The organism is Variovorax sp. WDL1 (assembly GCF_001541225.1).
Taxonomy (GTDB): Bacteria; Pseudomonadota; Gammaproteobacteria; order Burkholderiales; family Burkholderiaceae_C; genus Variovorax.
Map to the genome: position 1 here is coordinate 33,674 of NZ_LMTS01000164.1, position 18,325 is coordinate 51,998.

18 protein-coding genes are annotated in these 18,325 nt (G+C 67.9%); 11 read left to right on the forward strand and 7 right to left on the reverse strand.

From position 1 onward, the window contains the following. Positions 1 to 63: 63 nt before the first annotated feature. Positions 64 to 1,215, forward strand: coding sequence for an acyl-CoA dehydrogenase family protein (locus APY03_RS23060; protein WP_068680426.1), 1,152 nt, complete (start codon positions 64 to 66; stop codon positions 1,213 to 1,215). A gap of 79 nt (positions 1,216 to 1,294) precedes the next feature. Further along, positions 1,295 to 3,235, forward strand: coding sequence for an acyl-CoA synthetase (locus APY03_RS23065; protein ID WP_068680433.1), 1,941 nt, complete (start codon positions 1,295 to 1,297; stop codon positions 3,233 to 3,235). A gap of 115 nt (positions 3,236 to 3,350) precedes the next feature. Here APY03_RS23065 and APY03_RS23070 read toward each other — a convergent pair whose 3' ends face one another. Continuing rightward, positions 3,351 to 3,929, reverse strand: coding sequence for a TetR/AcrR family transcriptional regulator (locus APY03_RS23070; RefSeq protein ID WP_068680436.1), 579 nt, complete (start codon positions 3,927 to 3,929; stop codon positions 3,351 to 3,353). Positions 3,930 to 4,031: 102 nt separating this feature from the next. On the opposite strand from APY03_RS23070, the gene APY03_RS23075 reads away from it, so the two are divergent. Then, positions 4,032 to 5,198, forward strand: a complete 1,167-nt coding sequence (locus APY03_RS23075; protein ID WP_068680439.1) for an FAD-dependent oxidoreductase — start codon at positions 4,032 to 4,034, stop codon at positions 5,196 to 5,198. Between the two features lie 9 nt (positions 5,199 to 5,207). On the opposite strand, the gene APY03_RS23080 is transcribed toward APY03_RS23075, so the two are convergent. Then, positions 5,208 to 6,152, reverse strand: coding sequence for a LysR family transcriptional regulator (locus APY03_RS23080; RefSeq protein ID WP_068680441.1), 945 nt, complete (start codon positions 6,150 to 6,152; stop codon positions 5,208 to 5,210). Positions 6,153 to 6,241: 89 nt separating this feature from the next. Here APY03_RS23080 and APY03_RS23085 point away from each other — a divergent pair, with 89 nt between their 5' ends. From APY03_RS23085 to APY03_RS23115, 7 genes are all read left to right on the forward strand, one after another. After that, the gene (locus APY03_RS23085; RefSeq protein ID WP_068680442.1) at positions 6,242 to 6,985 is read left to right on the forward strand and encodes a dienelactone hydrolase family protein; all 744 of its coding nucleotides are present in this window, start codon (positions 6,242 to 6,244) and stop codon (positions 6,983 to 6,985) included. Positions 6,986 to 7,019: 34 nt separating this feature from the next. After that, positions 7,020 to 7,598 carry a cupin domain-containing protein gene (locus tag APY03_RS23090; RefSeq protein ID WP_068680443.1) on the forward strand — a complete coding sequence of 193 codons (579 nt, stop codon included), beginning with the start codon at positions 7,020 to 7,022 and terminating at the stop codon, positions 7,596 to 7,598. A gap of 35 nt (positions 7,599 to 7,633) precedes the next feature. Then, complete coding sequence (locus tag APY03_RS23095; RefSeq protein WP_068680444.1) at positions 7,634 to 9,010, forward strand: MFS transporter; 1,377 nt, start codon at positions 7,634 to 7,636, stop codon at positions 9,008 to 9,010. Further along, positions 9,007 to 9,741 (forward strand): fumarylacetoacetate hydrolase family protein, encoded by a 735-nt coding sequence (locus APY03_RS23100; protein ID WP_068680445.1) that lies wholly within the window; start codon positions 9,007 to 9,009, stop codon positions 9,739 to 9,741. Before APY03_RS23095 ends, APY03_RS23100 begins: the two co-directional genes overlap by 4 nt. A gap of 96 nt (positions 9,742 to 9,837) precedes the next feature. Next, a complete protein-coding gene (locus APY03_RS23105; protein WP_068680447.1) occupies positions 9,838 to 10,398 on the forward strand; it encodes a TRAP transporter small permease in 561 nt (186 codons plus the stop codon). Beyond that, on the forward strand, positions 10,395 to 11,693 hold the full coding sequence (locus APY03_RS23110) for a TRAP transporter large permease (protein WP_068680448.1): 1,299 nt from the start codon (positions 10,395 to 10,397) through the stop codon (positions 11,691 to 11,693). Before APY03_RS23105 ends, APY03_RS23110 begins: the two co-directional genes overlap by 4 nt. A gap of 40 nt (positions 11,694 to 11,733) precedes the next feature. Then, positions 11,734 to 12,768, forward strand: a complete 1,035-nt coding sequence (locus APY03_RS23115; protein WP_068680449.1) for a DctP family TRAP transporter solute-binding subunit — start codon at positions 11,734 to 11,736, stop codon at positions 12,766 to 12,768. Between the two features lie 255 nt (positions 12,769 to 13,023). Here APY03_RS23115 and APY03_RS23120 read toward each other — a convergent pair whose 3' ends face one another. From APY03_RS23120 to APY03_RS23140, 5 genes are all read right to left on the reverse strand, one after another. Beyond that, positions 13,024 to 13,761 carry an amino acid ABC transporter ATP-binding protein gene (locus tag APY03_RS23120; RefSeq protein WP_068680670.1) on the reverse strand — a complete coding sequence of 246 codons (738 nt, stop codon included), beginning with the start codon at positions 13,759 to 13,761 and terminating at the stop codon, positions 13,024 to 13,026. A gap of 30 nt (positions 13,762 to 13,791) precedes the next feature. Then, positions 13,792 to 14,463, reverse strand: a complete 672-nt coding sequence (locus tag APY03_RS23125; protein ID WP_068680450.1) for an amino acid ABC transporter permease — start codon at positions 14,461 to 14,463, stop codon at positions 13,792 to 13,794. Between the two features lies 1 nt (position 14,464). Next, complete coding sequence (locus APY03_RS23130; RefSeq protein WP_068680451.1) at positions 14,465 to 15,190, reverse strand: amino acid ABC transporter permease; 726 nt, start codon at positions 15,188 to 15,190, stop codon at positions 14,465 to 14,467. Positions 15,191 to 15,294: 104 nt separating this feature from the next. Further along, positions 15,295 to 16,197 carry an amino acid ABC transporter substrate-binding protein gene (locus tag APY03_RS23135; RefSeq protein WP_068680452.1) on the reverse strand — a complete coding sequence of 301 codons (903 nt, stop codon included), beginning with the start codon at positions 16,195 to 16,197 and terminating at the stop codon, positions 15,295 to 15,297. A gap of 346 nt (positions 16,198 to 16,543) precedes the next feature. Further along, positions 16,544 to 17,527, reverse strand: coding sequence for a LysR substrate-binding domain-containing protein (locus APY03_RS23140; RefSeq protein ID WP_068680454.1), 984 nt, complete (start codon positions 17,525 to 17,527; stop codon positions 16,544 to 16,546). Between the two features lie 89 nt (positions 17,528 to 17,616). Between APY03_RS23140 and APY03_RS23145 the strand changes: the two genes are divergently transcribed. Next, positions 17,617 to 18,324 carry a TetR/AcrR family transcriptional regulator gene (locus APY03_RS23145; protein WP_068680456.1) on the forward strand — a complete coding sequence of 236 codons (708 nt, stop codon included), beginning with the start codon at positions 17,617 to 17,619 and terminating at the stop codon, positions 18,322 to 18,324. Position 18,325 lies beyond the last annotated feature (1 nt).

The window sequence follows — 18,325 nt, forward strand, 5'->3', positions numbered from 1 at the left end:
TGCCCTTTTGTTGCCGCTCTTGTCCATGCGGCGTGCGTTGCCCAAGAGGCACAGGAGAGTTGAATGAACTTCGAACACACGGAAGACCGGCGCATGCTCGCCGACAGCCTCAACCGCTTCATCGCCGAGCAGTACGCCTTCGAGGCGCGCGACCGCATCGCGAAGTCGCCCGAAGGCTTCAGCCGGAAGATCTGGGAACAGTTCGCCGAGCTCGGCGTGATCGGCGCGCTCTTTCGCGAAGAGGATGGCGGCTTCGGCGGCGGCGGCTTCGATGTCGCCGTCGTCTTCGAGGCGCTGGGCCGCGGCCTGGTGGTCGAGCCGGTGCTGGGCGCGGTCATGGCCGGCGAGGCGATTGCCGCGGCGGGCAGCGAAGCGCAGAAGGAACATCTGGCCGGCATCATCGCGGGCAGCACCATCGCGGCGCTGGCGCACGACGAGCCCGGCACGCATTACGAACCCGCGCACGTGCAGGCGCGTGCCGAGCGCAGCGGCGACGGCTGGCTGCTCAACGGCGCCAAGGCCGTGGTGCCGCAGGGCGAGCAGGCCGGCCTGTTCGTGGTCTCCGCACGCACCTCCGGCGCGGACGACGACGAGGCCGGCATCTCGCTCTTCCTCGTGCCGGCGAAGACTCAGGGCCTGCATGTGCGCGGCTGCCCCGCGATCGACGGCGGCCGCGTGGCCGAGCTCGTGTTCGACGGCCTCAAGCTTGAAGGCGGAGCGCTGCTGGGCAGCGAAGGCAAGGGCTACCCGACGCTGGAGCGCGCCATCGGCCGTGGCTTGCTCGCCCTGTGCGCCGAGAGCCTGGGCGCGATGGAAGCAGCCAAGGCGGCCACGCTCGAATACCTGCGCACGCGCAAGCAGTTCGGCCAGCTGATCGGCAGCTTCCAGGCGCTGCAGCACCGCATGGCCGACCTGCTGCTCGAAGTGGAGCAGGCGCGCTCGGCCGTGATCAATGCGGCGGCTGCGATCGATGGCGACGACCGCGTGGCGCGAGAGCGCGCGCTCTCGGCCGCCAAGGCCAGCATCGGGCGCATCGGCACGCTGGTGGCAGAGGAAAGCATCCAGATGCACGGCGGCATCGGCATGACCTGGGAACTGCCGCTGGCCCACTATGCGAAGCGGCTGGTGATGATCGACCACCAGTTGGGCGACGAGGACCATCATCTGCAGCGCTTCGCCGCGCTCGGCCGGCAAGCCCTCCCCGCCGCGCACTGACGCATCCACAATGGGCCATGCGCGCCGCGGCCAGGCAGCCCGGCGCGCAGGGGCCCACGCCAGAACGAGGAGATCCGTCATGAGCACGAGCGAGACACGCGCCACGGCCGCGCCCTTCAGCGCGTCCTTCCCCATTCGCAGCATCGAGGACGTGCGCCGCCTCGAGCAGACGCCGCTGGCCGAGGTGCTGACGGTGCGCAGCACCTACGAGATCTTCCGCAACGCCGCGGCGGCCTTTGGCGACAAGACGGCGCTGACCTTCCTGCGCAGCGGCGACCCGGCCGATGAGCCGATCCGCTGGTCCTATGCCCAGCTGCTGGCAGGCATCCACCAGACCGCGAACCTGCTGCACACGCTGGGCGTCGGCCCGGACGATGCGGTGGCCATCCTGCTGCCGGGCTGCCTCGACTACCACCTGGCGCTGTGGGGCGGCAGCGCGGCCGGCATCGCGCAGCCACTCAACCCGCTGCTCACCGACGAGAAGCTGGTGTCGCTGATGAAGGCCGGCCGCGCCAAGGTGCTGGTGGCCTGGGGCGCGGACGACGATGGCGGGATGTGGTCCAAGGCGATGCGCCTGCGCGGCCAGGTGCCGACGCTGGCCACCGTGCTGCGGGTGGCACCGCACGACGAGGCGCCAGGTGCCGCGGGCGCGCTGCCGGAGGGCGTCCTCGACTTCGCCGCGCGGCGTGCAATGGAGCCTGACGACCGCCTGGCGAGCGGCCGCGACATCGCGCCCGCCGACATCGCTGCCTACTTCCACACCGGCGGCACCACCGGAGCGCCCAAGCTGGCGCGCCACAGCCACGGCGCCCAGGTGTTCACCGCATTCGCCAGCGTGAAGATGACGGGCCAGGGGCCCCAGGACATCACCATCAACGGCTACCCGCTCTTCCACGTGGCGGGCGTGCTGCCGGCGTCGCTGGCCTCGCTTTCGGCCGGGGTGGAGGTGATCATTCCCACCACCACCCTGCTGCGCAACCGGCAGGTGATGGCGAACTACTGGAAGCTGGTCGAGAAGCACCGGCCGACCTCGCTGTCCGCCGTGCCCACGGTGCTCGCGGCGCTGGCCAATGTGCCGCTGGACGGCGCCGACATCTCCTCCATCCGCTACTGCCGCACCGGCGCCGCGGTGCTGCCGCCCGAGCTGGCGGCGCGCTTCGAGCGCCTGTTCGGCCTGCACGTGCACGAGAGCCTGGGCATGACCGAGATGGCCGGCATCTCCACCATCACGCCGCCCGGCGTGATCGGGCCGCCGGGCTGCGTCGGCCTGCGCCTGCCCTGGACGCAGATCCGCATCGTGGCGCTGGATGCGCACGGCAATGCCAGCGACCAGGAGCTCCCGCCTGGCGAGCAGGGCATGGTGCTGTTCAAGTCGCCCAACCTGTTCTCGGGCTTCGTCGATCCGGCGGACAACGCGAAGACCTTCACCGCCGACGGCTGGCTGGCCACCGGCGACCTGGGATGGATCGACGAAGAGGAACGCCTCAACCTCAGCGGGCGCTCCAAGGACCTGATCATCCGCAGCGGCCACAACATCGACCCCAAGACCATCGAGGACGCGCTTGGCGCGCATCCCGCGGTGCAACTGTGCGCCGCGGTCGGCGCGCCCGATGCCTATGCGGGCGAACTGCCGGTGGCCTTCGCCACGCTGGTGCCTGGCGCGACGGCCAGCGAGGCCGAGCTGCTGGCCTTCACCGCGGCGCGAGTGGACGAGGCGCCGGCCAAGCCCAGGTCGGTGGTGGTGATCGATCAGATGCCGGTGACCAATGTCGGCAAGATCTTCAAGCCCGACCTGCGCGCCCTCGCCGCGCGCCGCGTGGCCGAGGCGCTGGTGGAGGAGGCCTGGGCCGACCTCGACCTGCCCGGCGCCGCGCGCCCGGCGGTACGGGCCGAGGGCGAGAAGTCGCTGACGGTGACCATCGATGCCGCCGCGACGGGGCCGGCCGTGCAGGCGTTGCAGGCGCGCCTGCAGGACACGCTCGGGCGCCTGCCTCTCAAGGTGCAGGTGCTCGTGCAGTAGCGGGACTGCCGATCTCGTCGTTCCAACCGGAGACGACCATGCCCACCCCCGCGTTCACAGGGACCACCGGCGCGCCCTGACTCGACGCGGACATGGCGGATCCGTTCACACCTTCTCAGGCGTCGAACAGATAGGACTGCACGGTCGCCCCGATGCGGCGGACGATCTCCGGGCGCTTCAGCGCGACCACCGGCGGCAGTTTCAGCACGTAGCGGCACAGGGCGAAGCCCAGCACCTGGGTGGCGATCAAGCCGGCGCGCGCGGCCGCGCCCGCGCGCGAGTCGCCGCTCAGGCGCGAGATCAGCGGCGCCATCTGCGACGAGAACAGCGCCTGCATGCGCTCTGCCGCGGCCTCGTTGGTCGACGCGGTGCGCAGCAGCGCCATGAGCGTCTCGTCATCCTCCCACCGATCCAGGAAATGCGACACCAGCGCGGCGCCCAGCGCATCGCGCGGCACCCCGGCCAGGTCCGGCAGGCGCAGGTCGAAATCTGCCGCGGCGGCGAACAGCCCTTCCTTGTTGCCGAAGTAGCGCATCACCATCGCCGGATCGATCCCGGCCGCATTCGCTACGGCGCGGATGGTGGTGGCCTGGTAGCCCACAGCCGCGAACTGGGCTCGCGCGGCCGCGAGGATGGTCGCCTTGGTCGCGTCGGAGCGCCGCGCGGGAGGGAGGACGGGGTCGGATTCAGCCATGTCAACAAGTATAGGCCAACAGTTGTTGACAAATTGGCAAGCCACGGTCCAGAATTGCCAACACTTGTTGACCAACAAACGTCGACTTTTCAGGAGAACCTCATGTCCGACCCGCGCATCCCCTCGTCTGCTTCCTTCGACACCGACGTGCTGATCGTCGGCGCAGGCCCCGCCGGCCTCACGCTGGCCACCTCGCTCGCTGCCCGCGGCGTGAACTTCATGCTGATCGACCGTCAGGCCGAGGGCGCCAATACCTCTCGTGCCGCAGTGGTCCATGCCTACACGCTGGAAGCCCTCGAGACGCTGCAGGTCGCGGACCGGCTGGTGGAGCGCGGCGTGCAGGCGCAGCGCTTCACGATCCGTGACCGCGACCGCGTGCTGGTGCCGATCGGCTTCGACCAGCTGCCGACGCGCTATCCCTACACGCTGATGGTTTCGCAGGCGGTCACCGAAAGCGTGCTGCTCGACCGGTTGCACGAGCTCGGCGGCCAGGTGCTGCGCCCGCGCGTGCTGACCGGCGTGCGCCAGGACGCCACCGGCGCCACCGCCACGCTCGACGACGGCCGGCAAGTGCGGGCGCGCTACGTGGTCGGCACCGACGGGATGCACAGCACGGTACGCGAACGCGCAGGCATCGGCTTTACCGGCGGCAGCTACGGCGAATCCTTCCTGCTGGCCGATGTGCGCCTGGCGGGCGGCGTACCTCACGACGAGGTGATCCTCTACTTCTCGCCCGCAGGCATGGTGGTCGTGGCGCCGCTGCCCGGCGGTGCGCACCGCATCGTCGCGACCGTGGCGGATGCGCCGGAGCACCCCGACGCCGGCTACCTGCAAGCCCTGCTGGACGCACGCGGCCCGGCGAGCGAACGGGCGGTGGTCCACGAGGTGCTCTGGGGTTCGCGCTTCAGGGTTCATCACCGGCTGGCCGATGCCTACCGCGCCGGGCGCGTGCTGCTGGCCGGCGATGCCGCGCACGTGCACAGCCCGGCCGGCGGGCAAGGCATGAATGTCGGCATCGTCGATGCGATCACCCTTGCAGAAGCGCTGAGCCAGGCACTGGCGGGCAACGAAGCCGCGCTCGATGACTACGGCACGATGCGGCGCCCCGTTGCTGGCCAGGTGATCGCGCTGGCCGATCGCCTCACGCGCATGGCGACGGCGCGGCCCGCCCTGCGCGCGGCGCGCAACCTTCTGCTGCGCACGCTGTCGCGCCTGCCGATGGTCCGCCAGCAGCTCGCGTGGCGCCTGTCGGGCCTGGTCTACCGATAAGGAGCCGGGTCAGTCAACGGCCTGCCTGAAGCCCTGCGGGCCGGTCGCAAACACTTCCTGCATCGCCCGCGGCAGCAGCGCCCGCAGCCAGCGCGACGCCGCGTCGTCATGGAAGCGCTCGTGCCAGAACTGTTCGATCAGCAGCTTCGGCAGCCGGATCGGCAGCGGATGCATGCGTACCGCCGCCACGGGAAGCATCAGCTCTGCCAGTGGCCGGGGGATGGTGGCGATCATGTCGCTGGCCGCCACGATGGTCGGCAGGGCGAGGAAGTGCGGCACGCGCGCGCCGATGGCATCGAGCAGCCCCATGCGCTGCAGCGCGGCCTCGACGGCGTGGTGGCCGGTGCCCTGGGCCTGGGCCACGGCATGGCGCTCGCGGGTGAAATCCTGCAGCTTCATCCGCTCCTTGATGCGCGGGTGCGTGGCGCTGGCGATGCACACGTACTCGCTGCGAAAGAAGGACTTGTGCAGCAGGCTTGCCCGCAGGGCGGGGCTGAAGCCGATGGCTACGTCTGCAGCGCCGTCGCGCAGCGCGCCGACGACGGATTCGGTGGGCAGCTGGATGGCACGAAAGCCGACCGCAGGCGCCTCGTGCCGGCACAGGCCGAGGATGCGCGGAAGGATGATCGCCTCGGCGATGTCCGTCATCACGATCGTGAATTCGCGTCGGCTCGACGCGGGGTCGAATTCGCCGCGGATATCGAGCCCCTGCTCGAGCAGGGCCAGGGCCTGGCTGATGCGGCGCGCGATGGTCTCGGCCAAGGGCGTGGGCATGACGCCGCCAGGGCAGCGCACGAAGATGCGGTCGCCGAAATGCGCACGCAGATCGCGCAAGGCGTGGCTGACGGTGGGCTGCGAGACACCCAGCGCCTCGGCCGCGCGCGAGACGTTGCGGCACTCCCAGATGGCCCTGAAGACACGAAGACGGTTGAGGTCGATCGCCTGCTTATTCATCCAGCGAATAGTAGCGACTAAGTCATTCGCATTGCGTGGCGAAGGGCCTGGAACGAATACTTGCCGCAACGAAGCCCGGAACCGAGACCATGAGCCCCACTCCCCTGCAACAGCACGTCCTCCTGCAGGAAGACGCATTCGAGAGATTCACGGTCCACGTCCGCCGGCCGGAGCATGCGGACGCGACCCATGCGGTGGTGCTGCTCCCCGCCATCGCCGGGCTGAACGCGTACGTCGCGGGCCGTGCCGATCAGCTCGCCCGCGCCGGCTACCTGGTCGCCGTCGTCGACTACTTCAGCCGCGGCGCGTCGCAGCCGGACCTGTCCACGCCCGAGCGCATTGATGCCGCCGTAGCGGCCGTCGACGACCATCGCGTGCTGGCCGACGTTCGCCATGTGCTCGACTGGCTCGGCGAGTGCGGCATCGATCGCCGGAACGCAGGCGTGCTGGGCTTCTGCATCGGCGGGAGCTACGCAGTGCTCGCGGCAAGCGAGGCGGACGGCCCTGCCTGCGCGGTTGCGTACTACGGGCAGCTGCGCCGTCCGCGCCCGAAAGCGCAGGACCCCATCGGCGTGGCGGCGCGCCTGCAAGCACCGCTGCTCGGGCATTTCGGCGACATGGACAGGCTGATCGGCAAGGAGGAACTGGCCGACTTCACGGCGCAGCTGCGCGAAGCCCAGCGGCACCACGAGATCCACACCTATGCCGGCGCACCCCACGCGTTCGACGAATGGTTCCGTCCAGCCGCCTTCCGGCCCGTCGCCTCCGCCGAGGCCTGGAAAAGAAGCCTGGTCTTCTTCGACTGGCATCTGCGCGGACGACTGCCCGATTGAGCATTTTCTTCAACCACCCCCAGGAGACGCATTCATGAGCGCACAACTCGACACAGAAGACAACGCCCCGGAGACCACGTCGATCGTGGATCGCACCGAGTGGGCACGATTCATGACCGACGACGAGTACTACCCTTTCCTCGTCAAGAAGAACCTGCGCGCGGCCATCTGGCGCTGGAACGATCTCGAGCCCCGTCTGGAACAGGTGCTGCGCGACCCGCTGCGCCGCGCCGACCGCCGCTTCATCGCGCTGGTCAACAGCGACACCGGCGAAGCGGGCGGTGTGTTCCCGTCGATCTTTCTCGGCATCCAGATCTTCGGCCCCGGCGAGCACATCGTCGCCCACCGGCACAACTCCTACGCCCTTTATCATATCATCCAGGGCGAGGGCTATTCGGTGCTGGACGGCCAGCGCTTCGACTGGAAGCGCGGCGACACCTTCGGCTGCCCGCCGATGGCCAGCCACGAGCACATCAACACCGGCAGAGAGGCGGCCATCCAGTACGTGATCCAGGACATGCCGGCGCGTGCGATGGACCGCAACCTGATCTGGGAGGAACCCATCGGCCGCACCTTCCACATGGTCGAGGGCAAGGCGCCGCACCAGGACTGATCACCGCCCGTCCCGACACACACACGGAGAACAAGATGCCCGCGACTTCCTCTGTCGACGCAGCGACCGCGATCGACCAGGCCCCCTTCGGCCGAGCCCAGAAACGTATCGTCTTCCTCTGCGCATTGATCGCGATGCTGGACGGCTTCGACACCCAGGTCGTTGCCTTCGTGGCGCCGGTGCTGGCCGCCCGATGGGGCGTGCCGGTCTCGTCCTTCGGCCCGGTGTTCGGCGCCGGCCTGGCCGGCCTGATGCTCGGCGCGCTGGTCTTCGGCCCGGCAGCGGATCGCTTCGGGCGCCGCCGCGTGATCATGGCGACGACGGCGATCTTCGGCCTGTTCACCCTGCTGACGCCCTGGGCGGATTCGCCCGCGACGCTGCTGATCCTGCGGCTGCTGACGGGCCTCGGCCTGGGCGGCGCGATGCCCAACATCATTGCGCTGACCGCCGAGTACGCCCCGGCGCGTTCGCGCGCGACGCTGATCAGCCTGATGTTCTGCGGCTTTCCGCTGGGCGCCGTGTTGGGCGGCTTCCTGGCGGCGCGAATGATCCCCTCGCTCGGATGGGAATCGACCTTCTGGCTGGGCGGCGCGCTGCCTTTGCTGCTGCTGCCTGCGCTCTTCGTGTGGCTGCCCGAATCGATCCGGCTGCTGGCCGCGCGGCGCACGCCTGATGCCACGCTGCGAGCGCTGCTGGTCCCGATCCTGGGTGCGGAGCGCGCTGCGCAAGTGCATTTCAAGAGGAGCGAAACGCAGCCGCAGCAAGGCATGAGCGTCATGCAGCTATTCGGCGGCCAGCGCACGGCGCAGACCCTGCTGCTGTGGGCGGTGTTCTTCATGAACCTGCTGGTGCTGTACTTCCTGGTCAACTGGCTGCCTGCCCTGCTGCGGCAGGCCGGTGTGCCGCTGGACAAGGCGATCGTGTCCACCGCCCTGCTCAATCTCGGCGGCATTGCGGGCGCGTTGATGTTCGCGCGGCTGATCGATCGGCTGGGCCCCTACCGGGTGCTCCTCGCCGCGTACGTCGCGGCAGGCCTGGCGACGTTCGCCATCGGCCGCATGACGCAGGCGGAGTTCCCGGCGCTGATGGCAATGGTCTTTGTCGCGGGCTTCTGCGTGATCGGCGCGCAGATCAGCATCAACGCACTGGCATCCGGCCTCTATCCCACCGAGATCCGCTCGACCGGCGTGGGTTGGGCACTGGGCGTGGGACGGGCGGGGTCGATCGTCGGGCCCGTGGTGGGCGGCATGCTGGTCGGGACCGGGGTGGCCCTGGAGTCCCTCTTCGCCGTGGCCGCGCTCCCTGCGTGGACGGCCGCCGTCGCGGTCGCGCTGCTGGCTCGCGCAACGATGCGCCGCCGCGAAGCGGTGCCCGGTGCAGACGCGCGCCCCGCGGCGGGAGCGTTCGAATGAGCGCCTATGTGCTGCCCCCACCGCCCGCGACGGCCGTGCCGGTTGCAGGCAGCGGCTTGCTCTTTCCGGTGCGCCGTGTCTACTGCGTTGGAAGAAACTACGCGGCGCATGCCCGCGAGATGGGCTTCTCCGATCGCGAGCCGCCCTTCTTCTTCTGCAAGCCCACGGACGCCATCGTCCCCGTCCGCAAAGGCACGACGGCCGAGATCCCCTACCCCGGCCGTACCGTGGACTTCCAGCACGAGATCGAGCTCGTCGTCGCCATCGGAAGGCGCGGCAGCAATATCCCGGTCCGCGAGGCGCTCGACCACGTCTTCGGCTATGCGGTGGGGCTCGACATGACCCGGCGCGATCTCCAGATCCGGATGCGCGAGCAAGGCAGGCCGTGGGAAATCGGAAAGTCCTTCGACGGCTCGGCCCTGCTCGGCGACATCAGCCCCGTCGCCGCCATCGGGCACCCCGGGCGGGCGCGCATCAGCGTCGACGTGGACGGCCAGACACGCCAGGACAGCGATATCAGCCAGTTGATCTGGAACGTGGCAGAGACCATCGCGCACCTGTCCGGCTGGTTCGAGCTGCATCCGGGCGACCTCATCTACACGGGAACGCCTGCCGGCGTGGGCCCCGTGCAAGCCGGGCAGACGATGACCGGTGCGGTTGAAGGGCTGGGAGAGCTTCGGGTGCACGTCGGCGTCGGGGTGCAGACCCCGGCACGGAGCAGCCGGCCCTGAGCACGGATCGCGGCTAAGGAAAGCCCCCATAGGGAAACCGTTATCGATCGTTACGATCGGAGGTTGCCGAATCCCGGCCGCTGCGCCGTTTCCCTGATGTCCTCTCCCCCTGAGTCCGGCCCCCTGCTGGACGCCGCCACCCCTCTCCCTCCCGAGATCGAAGCCGCCGACGAGTCCACCCGCGTGCCGCTGGCCATCGAGGACTGGGCCACGGTGATCATCATGGGCCTGCTGGCCTGCATCACCTTCGCCAACGTGCTGGTGCGCTACTTCACCGATTCCTCCTTCGCCTGGACCGAGGAGTTCTCGGTGTTCCTCATGATCCTGCTGGCGATGGTCGCGGGCTCGGCCGCGGTGGCGCGCGACCGGCACATCCGCATCGAGTACTTCGCCGACGGCGGCTCCATGGTCCGGCGCAAGCGGCTCGCGCAGTTCGGCGCGCTGATGGTGGCGGCGCTCTTCTTCCTGATTGCCGCGCTGAGCGTGCGCGTGGTGTGGGACGACTACCGCTACGAGGAGACCTCGCCCGGCATCGGCGTGCCGCAGTGGTGGTACTCGATCTGGCTGCCGATCGTCTGCTTCGCGATCGGGCTGCGCGCGGTGGGCCTGTTCAACCGGCGCAGCCGCGAGCAGCGCGGCGAGGACGCACGCGGATGATCCCGGCGCTGCTCTTCGCCGCCTTCATCCTGATGATGCTGGTGGGCGTGCCGATCGGCGCGGCACTGGGCCTCGCCGGTGCCGTCGCCATCGGGTTGGCGAACGCCGATGCCCAGTGGTTCGGGCTGCTGGCGGTGCCGCAGAACTTCTATGCCGGGCTCGGCAAGTACCCGTTGCTGGCGATCCCGATGTTCGTGCTGGTCGGCTCGATCTTCGACCGCTCGGGCGTGGCACTGCGCCTGGTCAACTTCGCGATCGCGATCGTCGGGCGCGGACCCGGCATGCTGCCGCTGGTGGCGATCGTGGTGGCGATGTTCCTGGGCGGCATCTCGGGCTCGGGCCCCGCGAACGCGGCGGCGGTCGGCGCGGTGATGATCGGCGCGATGTCGCGCGCGGGCTACCCCGCCGCCTACTCGGCCAGCGTGGTCGGCGCCGCCGCCGCCACCGACATCCTGATCCCGCCCTCGGTGGCCTTCATCGTCTACTCGGTGCTGGTGCCGGGCGCCTCGGTGCCGGCGCTGTTCGCCGCCGGCATGGTTCCGGGCCTGCTGGCGGGCCTGGCGCTCATCGTGCCGGCCGTGTGGATGGCGCGCCACCACCGCATGGGCGCGCTGGAGGCCACACTGCCGCGGCCACCCTTCTGGAAGAGCCTGCGCGATGCGATCTGGGGCCTGGCCGCGCCGGTGCTGATCCTCGGCGGCATGCGCGCCGGCTGGTTCACGCCCACCGAGGCGGCGGTGGTGGCGGTGTTCTACGGGCTCTTCGTCGGCATGGCGGTGCATCGCACGATTCGCGTGCGCGACCTGTTCGTGATCCTGCGCGAGTCGGGCGAGCTGTCGGCGGTGATCCTGCTGGTGGTCTCGCTGGCGGGGATCTTCGCCTACTCGCTGTCGACGCTCGGCGTGATCGATCCGGTGACGCGGGCGATCGTGAACTCGGGGCTGGGCGAATACGGCGTGCTGTCGCTGTTGATCCTGCTGCTGATCACGGTGGGCATGTTCCTCGACGGCGTCTCGATCTTCCTGATCTTCGTGCCGCTGCTGTGGCCGATCGTTCAGCACTACAAGTGGGACCCGGTGTGGTTCGGCGTGATCCTCACGCTGAAGGTGGCGCTGGGGCAGTTCACGCCGCCGCTGGCGGTCAACCTGATGGTGTCCTGCCGCATCGCCGGTGTGCGCATGGAAGAGACCGTTCGCTGGGTCGGCTGGATGCTGTTCGCGATGTTCCTGGTGATGGTGGCGGTGATCATCTGGCCGCAGCTGGCGCTGTGGCTGCCGCATGCGCTGGGCTATTGAGAGATTCGATTTTTGTTGTTCACATGAAGGAGACACACACATGAAGTTCCGTCGTTCCCTGCTCGGCCTGCTGGCCGTCGCTGCCACGCTGGGCAGCTTCTCCGTTTCCGCGCCGGCGCAAGGCTACAAGGCCGAATACAAGATGTCGCTGGTGCTCGGGCCGCCCACGCCGTGGGGCCAGGCCGGCAAGATCTGGGCCGACCTGGTGAAGGAGCGCACGCAGGGCCGCATCAACATCAAGCTCTACCCCGGCGTCTCGCTGATCCAGGGCGACCAGACGCGCGAGTTCAGCGCGCTGCGCCAGGGCGTGATCGACATGGCGGTGGGCTCGACCATCAACTGGTCGCCTCAGGTCAAGCAGCTCAACCTGTTCTCGCTGCCCTTCCTGATGCCGGACTACGCGGCCGTCGATGCGCTGACGCAGGGCGAGGTCGGCAAGGAGATCTTCAAGACGTTGGACAAGTCGGGCGTGGTGCCGCTGGCGTGGGGTGAGAACGGCTACCGCGAGATCACCAACTCCAAGCGCGCGATCAAGTCGCCCGAAGACCTGAAGGGCATGAAGATCCGCGTGGTGGGCTCGCCCATCTTCTCCGACATGTTCAGCGCGCTGGGTGCCAACCCGACGCAGATGAGCTGGGCCGATGCGCAGCCGGCGCTGGCGAGCGGCGCGGTCGACGGGCAGGAGAACCCGCTGTTCCTCTTCACGATCCTCAAGATGCACACCGTGGGGCAGAAGTACGTGACGACCTGGGGCTACATGGCGGACCCGCTGGTGTTCGTGGTCAACAAGGACATCTGGGCCTCGTGGACCCCGGCCGACCAGGCGATCGTGCGCCAGGCCGCCATCGATGCGGGCAGGCAGGAGATCGAGCTGGCGCGCAAGGGCCTGGTGGAAGCCGACAAGCCGATGCTGAAGGACATCGCGGGGATGGGCGTGACCGTGACGCAGCTCACGCCACAAGAGCGCGAGGCCTTCGTGAAGGCAACGCGGCCTGTGTATGCGAAGTGGAAGCCGCAGATCGGTGCGGAGCTGGTGACGAAGGCTGAGCAGGCGATTGCTGCTCGGAAGAAGTGACCCAGTAACACGCGTTCTACCGTTGGGTGGCGCAGACGTGCGGTATGCCCTGGGCCGGCCGACGTCGCCGGCCGCTTCGCGGCTGCCCTGCGCTGCTCGCGTCAGGCGAGCACCGCAGGGAAGCCCCGAAGGGGCCGCCGCAGTGGGGTCGACCGGCCCGCACCGCATGCCGGGCGCCCTCCCCATGGGACAACGCCCCCCAGCAATGCAAAGAGCCCCGCATCGCAGGGCTCTTCGTTCGGGGGCACGCAGCGCTCAATGCTGCAGGATCTTGTTGAGAAAGTCCCGGGTCCGCGCCTGCCGGTTCTCCGGATGCGCGAAGAACTCGTCCTTCGAGCAGTCTTCGAGGATGCGCCCGCCCACGTCGATGAAGATCACCCGGCTCGCCACCTTGCGCGCGAAGCCCATCTCGTGCGTGACCACCATCATGGTCATGCCTTCCTTGGCGAGCGCCACCATCACGTCCAGCACCTCGCCCACCATCTCGGGGTCGAGCGCCGAAGTCGGCTCGTCGAACAGCATCACGATCGGGTCCATGCTCAGCGCGCGCGCGATCGCCACGCGCTGCTGCTGGCCGCCGGAGAGCTGGCCGGGATACTTGTCCTTGTGCGCCATCAGGCCCACGCGGTCGAGCATCTTGAGGCCGCGGGCCTTGGCCTCGTCCTGCGACCGGCCCAGCACCTTGATCTGCGCGATCGTGAGGTTCTCCGTCACCGACAGGTGCGGGAACAGCTCGAAGTGCTGGAACACCATGCCCACCTTGGAGCGCAGCTTCGGCAGGTTGGTCTTGGGATCGTGCAGCGGAATGCCGTTGACCGTGATCTCGCCCTTCTGGAAGGGCTCCAGCGCGTTCACCGTCTTGATCAGCGTGGACTTGCCCGAGCCCGAGGGGCCGCACACCACCACCACATCGCCCTTGGCGATGCTGACGGAGCAGTCGTTGAGCACCTGGACAGGGCCATACCACTTCGAGACGTTCTTGATTTCAATCATTTTGTCGGCCATGACTTTGCCTTTCGATGTTCAGCGGATGATGGCGATCTTCTTGTGAAGACGCTTGACCAGGTACGACAGCGCATAGCAGATGACGAAGTACACCACCGCCGCCAGCAGGTAGGACTCGATCGGGCGGCCGAAATTCTTGCCGGCCGTCTCGAAGCCCTTCAACAGGTCGTACGCGCCGATGGCGTACACCAGCGAGGTGTCCTGGAACAGGATGATGGTCTGCGTCAGCAGCACCGGCAGCATGTTGCGGAAGGCCTGCGGCAGGATCACCAGCGTCATGTTCTGCTTGTAGGTCATCCCCACCGCCTGGCCTGCATAGACCTGGCCGCGCGGAATCGACTGGATGCCCGCGCGCATGATCTCGCTGAAGTAGGCGGCCTCGAAGGCAACGAAGGTAATGATCGCCGAGACCTCGGCACCGATCGGCCGGCCGATGATGAAGGGCACCAGCAGGAAGAACCACAGGATCACCATCACCAGCGGAATGCTGCGCATGCCGTTGACGTAGATCGCGGCAGGTGTGTCCAGCCACTTCTTGCCAGACAGCCGCATCAAGGCCAGCAGCGTGCCGAAGAGAATGCCGCCAAGCGTTGCAACGACGGTGAGGAAGACGCTGAAGTACAGGCCCTTCAGCAGGAAGCCGGTGATGACGTTCCAGTTGTAGAAGGAGAAGTCGAGGTTGGCCAACATGTCAGTGCCCTCCCCCACCCGCTTGGGCAATGAAGCCCGGTACGCGCGTGCGCTTCTCGATCGACGCCATGATGCGGTTGATCGCGAAGGCCGAGATGATGTAGAGCACCGTGACGGCCAGGTACATCTCCATCGGCCGCGCGGTCTCTTCGCCGGCCTGCATCGCGAACTGCGTCATCTCGGCGATCGACACGGCGAAAGCCACCGACGAGTTCTTGAAGATGTTCATCGACTCGCTGGTCAGCGGCGGAATGATGATGCGGTAGGCCATGGGCAGCAGCACGTAGCGGTAGTACTGCGGCGTGGTGAAACCCACCGCCATGCCGGCGTAGCGCTGTCCGCGCGGCAGCGCCTGGATACCGGAGCGCAGCTGTTCCGCGATCCGCGAGGAGGTGAAGAAGCCCAGCGCCAGCACCACCAGCACGAAGGGCGGCACGTCGCGCATGACCGGGAACAGCGCCGGCACCACGTGGTACCAGAGGAAGATCTGCACCAGCAGCGGGATGTTGCGGAACAGCTCGACCCACACATCGCCCAGGCGCACCCAGAACGGGCTGTTGGGCAGCGTGCGGATCACGCCGACGATGGAGCCGAGGACCAGCGCCACCACCAGGGCCGACAGCGCGACGGAGACCGTCCAGCCCCAGGCGGAGAGCAGCCATTGCCAATACGTCGGGTCACTGCCCCCCGGGTCCTGCAGGAAGACCTGCCAATCCCAACTTCCCATCGGGACCTCCTCGTCGTTGTTGCTTAAAGAAGAAGAAAAAAGAAAAGAAATCCTGAAAACAAACGCCCGCCGCAAGGGCGGGCGTTCGACTCAGCCCATGTGCATCACTTCTTGACGTACTCTTCCATCGGCTTGGTGTTGGGTGCGGCCCAGGCGGCCTTGGTGGCGTCCGACAAGGGCAGACCCACCTTGGTGTTGGTCGGCGGGATCGGCTGCATGAACCACTTGTCGTACAGCTTGGCGAGCGAGCCGTCCTTCATCTGGGCCTCGATGCTCTTGTTGACGGCATCGAGGAAGGCCTTGTCGCCCTTGCGCACCATGCAGGCGATCGGCTCGACCGACAGCACATCGCCGACCAGCTCGAAGTCGGCCGGGTTCTTGGACTTGGAGATGTTGCCGGCCAGGATCTGGCCATCCATCACGAAGGCATCGGCACGACCCGACTCGAGCAGCAGGAAGCTGTCGGCGTGGTCCTTGCCCATGACTTCCTTGAAGTCGATGCCCGATGCGCGCTCGTTCTTGCGCAGGGTCTGCACGGAGGTGGTGCCGGTGGTGGTGGCCACGTTCTTGCCGTTCAGGTCCTTGATGGACTTGATGCCCGAGGTCTTCTTCGTGGCGATGCGCACTTCCTCGACGTAGGTGGTGTAGGCGAAGTCGACGTCCTTCTGGCGGGTGGCATTGTTGGTGGTCGAGCCGCATTCGAGATCGACGGTGCCGTTCTGCACCAGCGGAATGCGGTTCTGCGAGGTGACCAGCTGCTCCTTGACCTCCAGCTTGGGCAGGCCCAGCTGCTTCTGGATGTCGCTCAGGATCTTGCGGGACATCTCGGTGTGGAAGCCGACGTACTTGCCGTCGCCGATGGTGTAAGCCAGTGCACCGGAGGAATCGCGCACCCCCATCGTGACGGCGCCGCCGGCCTTGATCTTGGCCAGGGTGTCATTGGCCTGCGCCAGCGCGCTGCCGGCGGCGAGCGCCATCACGGCCAGTGCCAATACTTGCTTCTTCATATGGAAAACTCCTGTGACTGAGAGATACACAAATTCTAGACACCCGCATTCTGCGCCACACCCGGGCCAACCCGGTGCGCTGCGCACCGTGCGCAATCGCGCGGAATGTGCGGCAGTTCCGAACCGGTGCACCGTGTTGCAGAGCGCTCGATGGGATGACACAAAGCAGCCTTTGTGCCCGAAAAAAAGCACGCGCCTGGCGCGTGCCTTGCAGACCTCGGCGCAGCAAAACGTCGGGCCAGACTTTAGAAGGGCAAGTGGTCCGAAGGCAAATGCCCATTGCAGCGGTCGGCATGCTCGCGCGTCATAGTTTGTGCACTGCACAACATCGGCCCGCCTTCCTTCCTCACTCAGCGGGCTGGGTGCCGACCAAGTACGCCCAGAGTGCGTCGGTCGTGACTTTGTTGGCGCGCATGGCGATGCCTTCCCCCTTGCTGGCGCGCGTCCCGGGCTTTGCAGGGGCGGAGGCGGACGGCCGTTCCCGGTAGGCGCGGATCTCCATGGTGGCCTCGAGCTTCTCGATCTCGGGCGGCAGCGCGCTCACCAGCGTGCGCGCCCGCACCTCCTTGCGCACCGCGCTCTGCGGCAGGAAGGCGATGCCGTGGCCTTCGAGCGCCATCACCTTGAGGCCTTCGGCCATGTCGGTTTCATAGACCCGGTCGAGATGGATCGCCGTGTGCGATTCCTTCAGCAGTTGGTCGACGACGCGGCCCAGGTACGCGCCGGGTGCATAGCCCAGGTAGGGCAGCGGCTGGCCGGGACGGCCAGGAAGCCGGTAGCGCGGCGCGCCCTCCGCATCCGGCTTGACCCAGGGCGCGACCACCTCCTGGCCGAGGCTCACCATCTCATAGCGGGTGGCGTCCAGCGGCAACGGCTGCGAGGGATGGTGGTAGGCGATCAACAGGTCGCAGCTGCCCTCCACCAGGCGCAACACGGCGTCGTGCACATTGAGCGCGATGAGCCGGCTCTTCAGCGGCCCGAACTGCTCGCGCAGGCTGGTGACCCATGCGGGGAAGAAGGTGAAGGCCAGGGTGTGCGGCACCGCGACCTCGATCACATCCTGCGCCGCCGCCGAATGACCGCGCAGCATGGCGCGCGTGCTCTGCAGGGCCTGCAGCATCTCGATGGCCTGGCCGTAGAGCGTCTGGCCGGCGGGCGTCAGGCGCGTGGGGTAGGAGCTGCGGTCGACCAGGTCGGTGCCGGCCCAGCCTTCGAGCGCCTGGATGCGGCGCGAGAAGGCCGGCTGGGTCACATGGCGCAACTGCGCCGAACGGCTGAAGCTGCGCGTCTCTGCAAGGCTGACGAAGTCTTCGAGCCACTTGGTTTCCATGAGCGGCGATTATGTCCGGGCAGTCCCTCGCGCCGCGAACACTGCGCCGCTGCGCACTACACTCCAAGTATTAAACGATCGATTAATTCATGGATTCTCCGAGCCAGTCGCCCCATGCTGCGAGCGCCGCAACGGCCCCGGACAAGCGCCGCAGCAAGCAGAAGGGCCCGGGCCGCCCCGGCGGCGCGAGCCTCGTGCGCGAGGAGATCCTCGACGCGGCAGAAGGCCTGTTCGCCAATCTCGGCTACGCCGGCACCACGCTGCGCGAGATCGCCAACGAGGCCAAGGTCACGCAGGCCCTGATCAGCTATTACTTCGGCTCCAAGTACGGCCTGTACGAGGCGGTGTTCCTGCGCCGCGGCCAGGTCATCTCGCAGCAGCGCATGGACAACCTGGACGCGCTGGGCAGGGACGGCAAGCCGCGCGTGCGCGACATCGTGCGGGCCTTCCTGCTGCCCACGCTGCAGCTGCGCGGCACGCCGCAGGGCCGCTCCTTCCTGCGGCTGCAGGCACGGCTGCACACCGAGCCGCCGGAGATCTCGTACAAGCTGCGCACCGATGCCTATGGCGGCTCGACGCGGCGCTACGTGGAGGTGCTGCGCGAGGCGCTGCCCAAGCTTGGCGAGCTGGACGCGTACTGGCGCGTGACGCTGATGATCGGCACGTACCTCTATGCCTTCTCCGACACGCACCGCATGGAGGAAATGGCCCCCAAGGGGATGTACGACCCGGACGATACGGACTCGCTGATCGACCAGGTCACGCGCTTCGTGGTCGGCGGCTTCGAGGCGCGCTGAG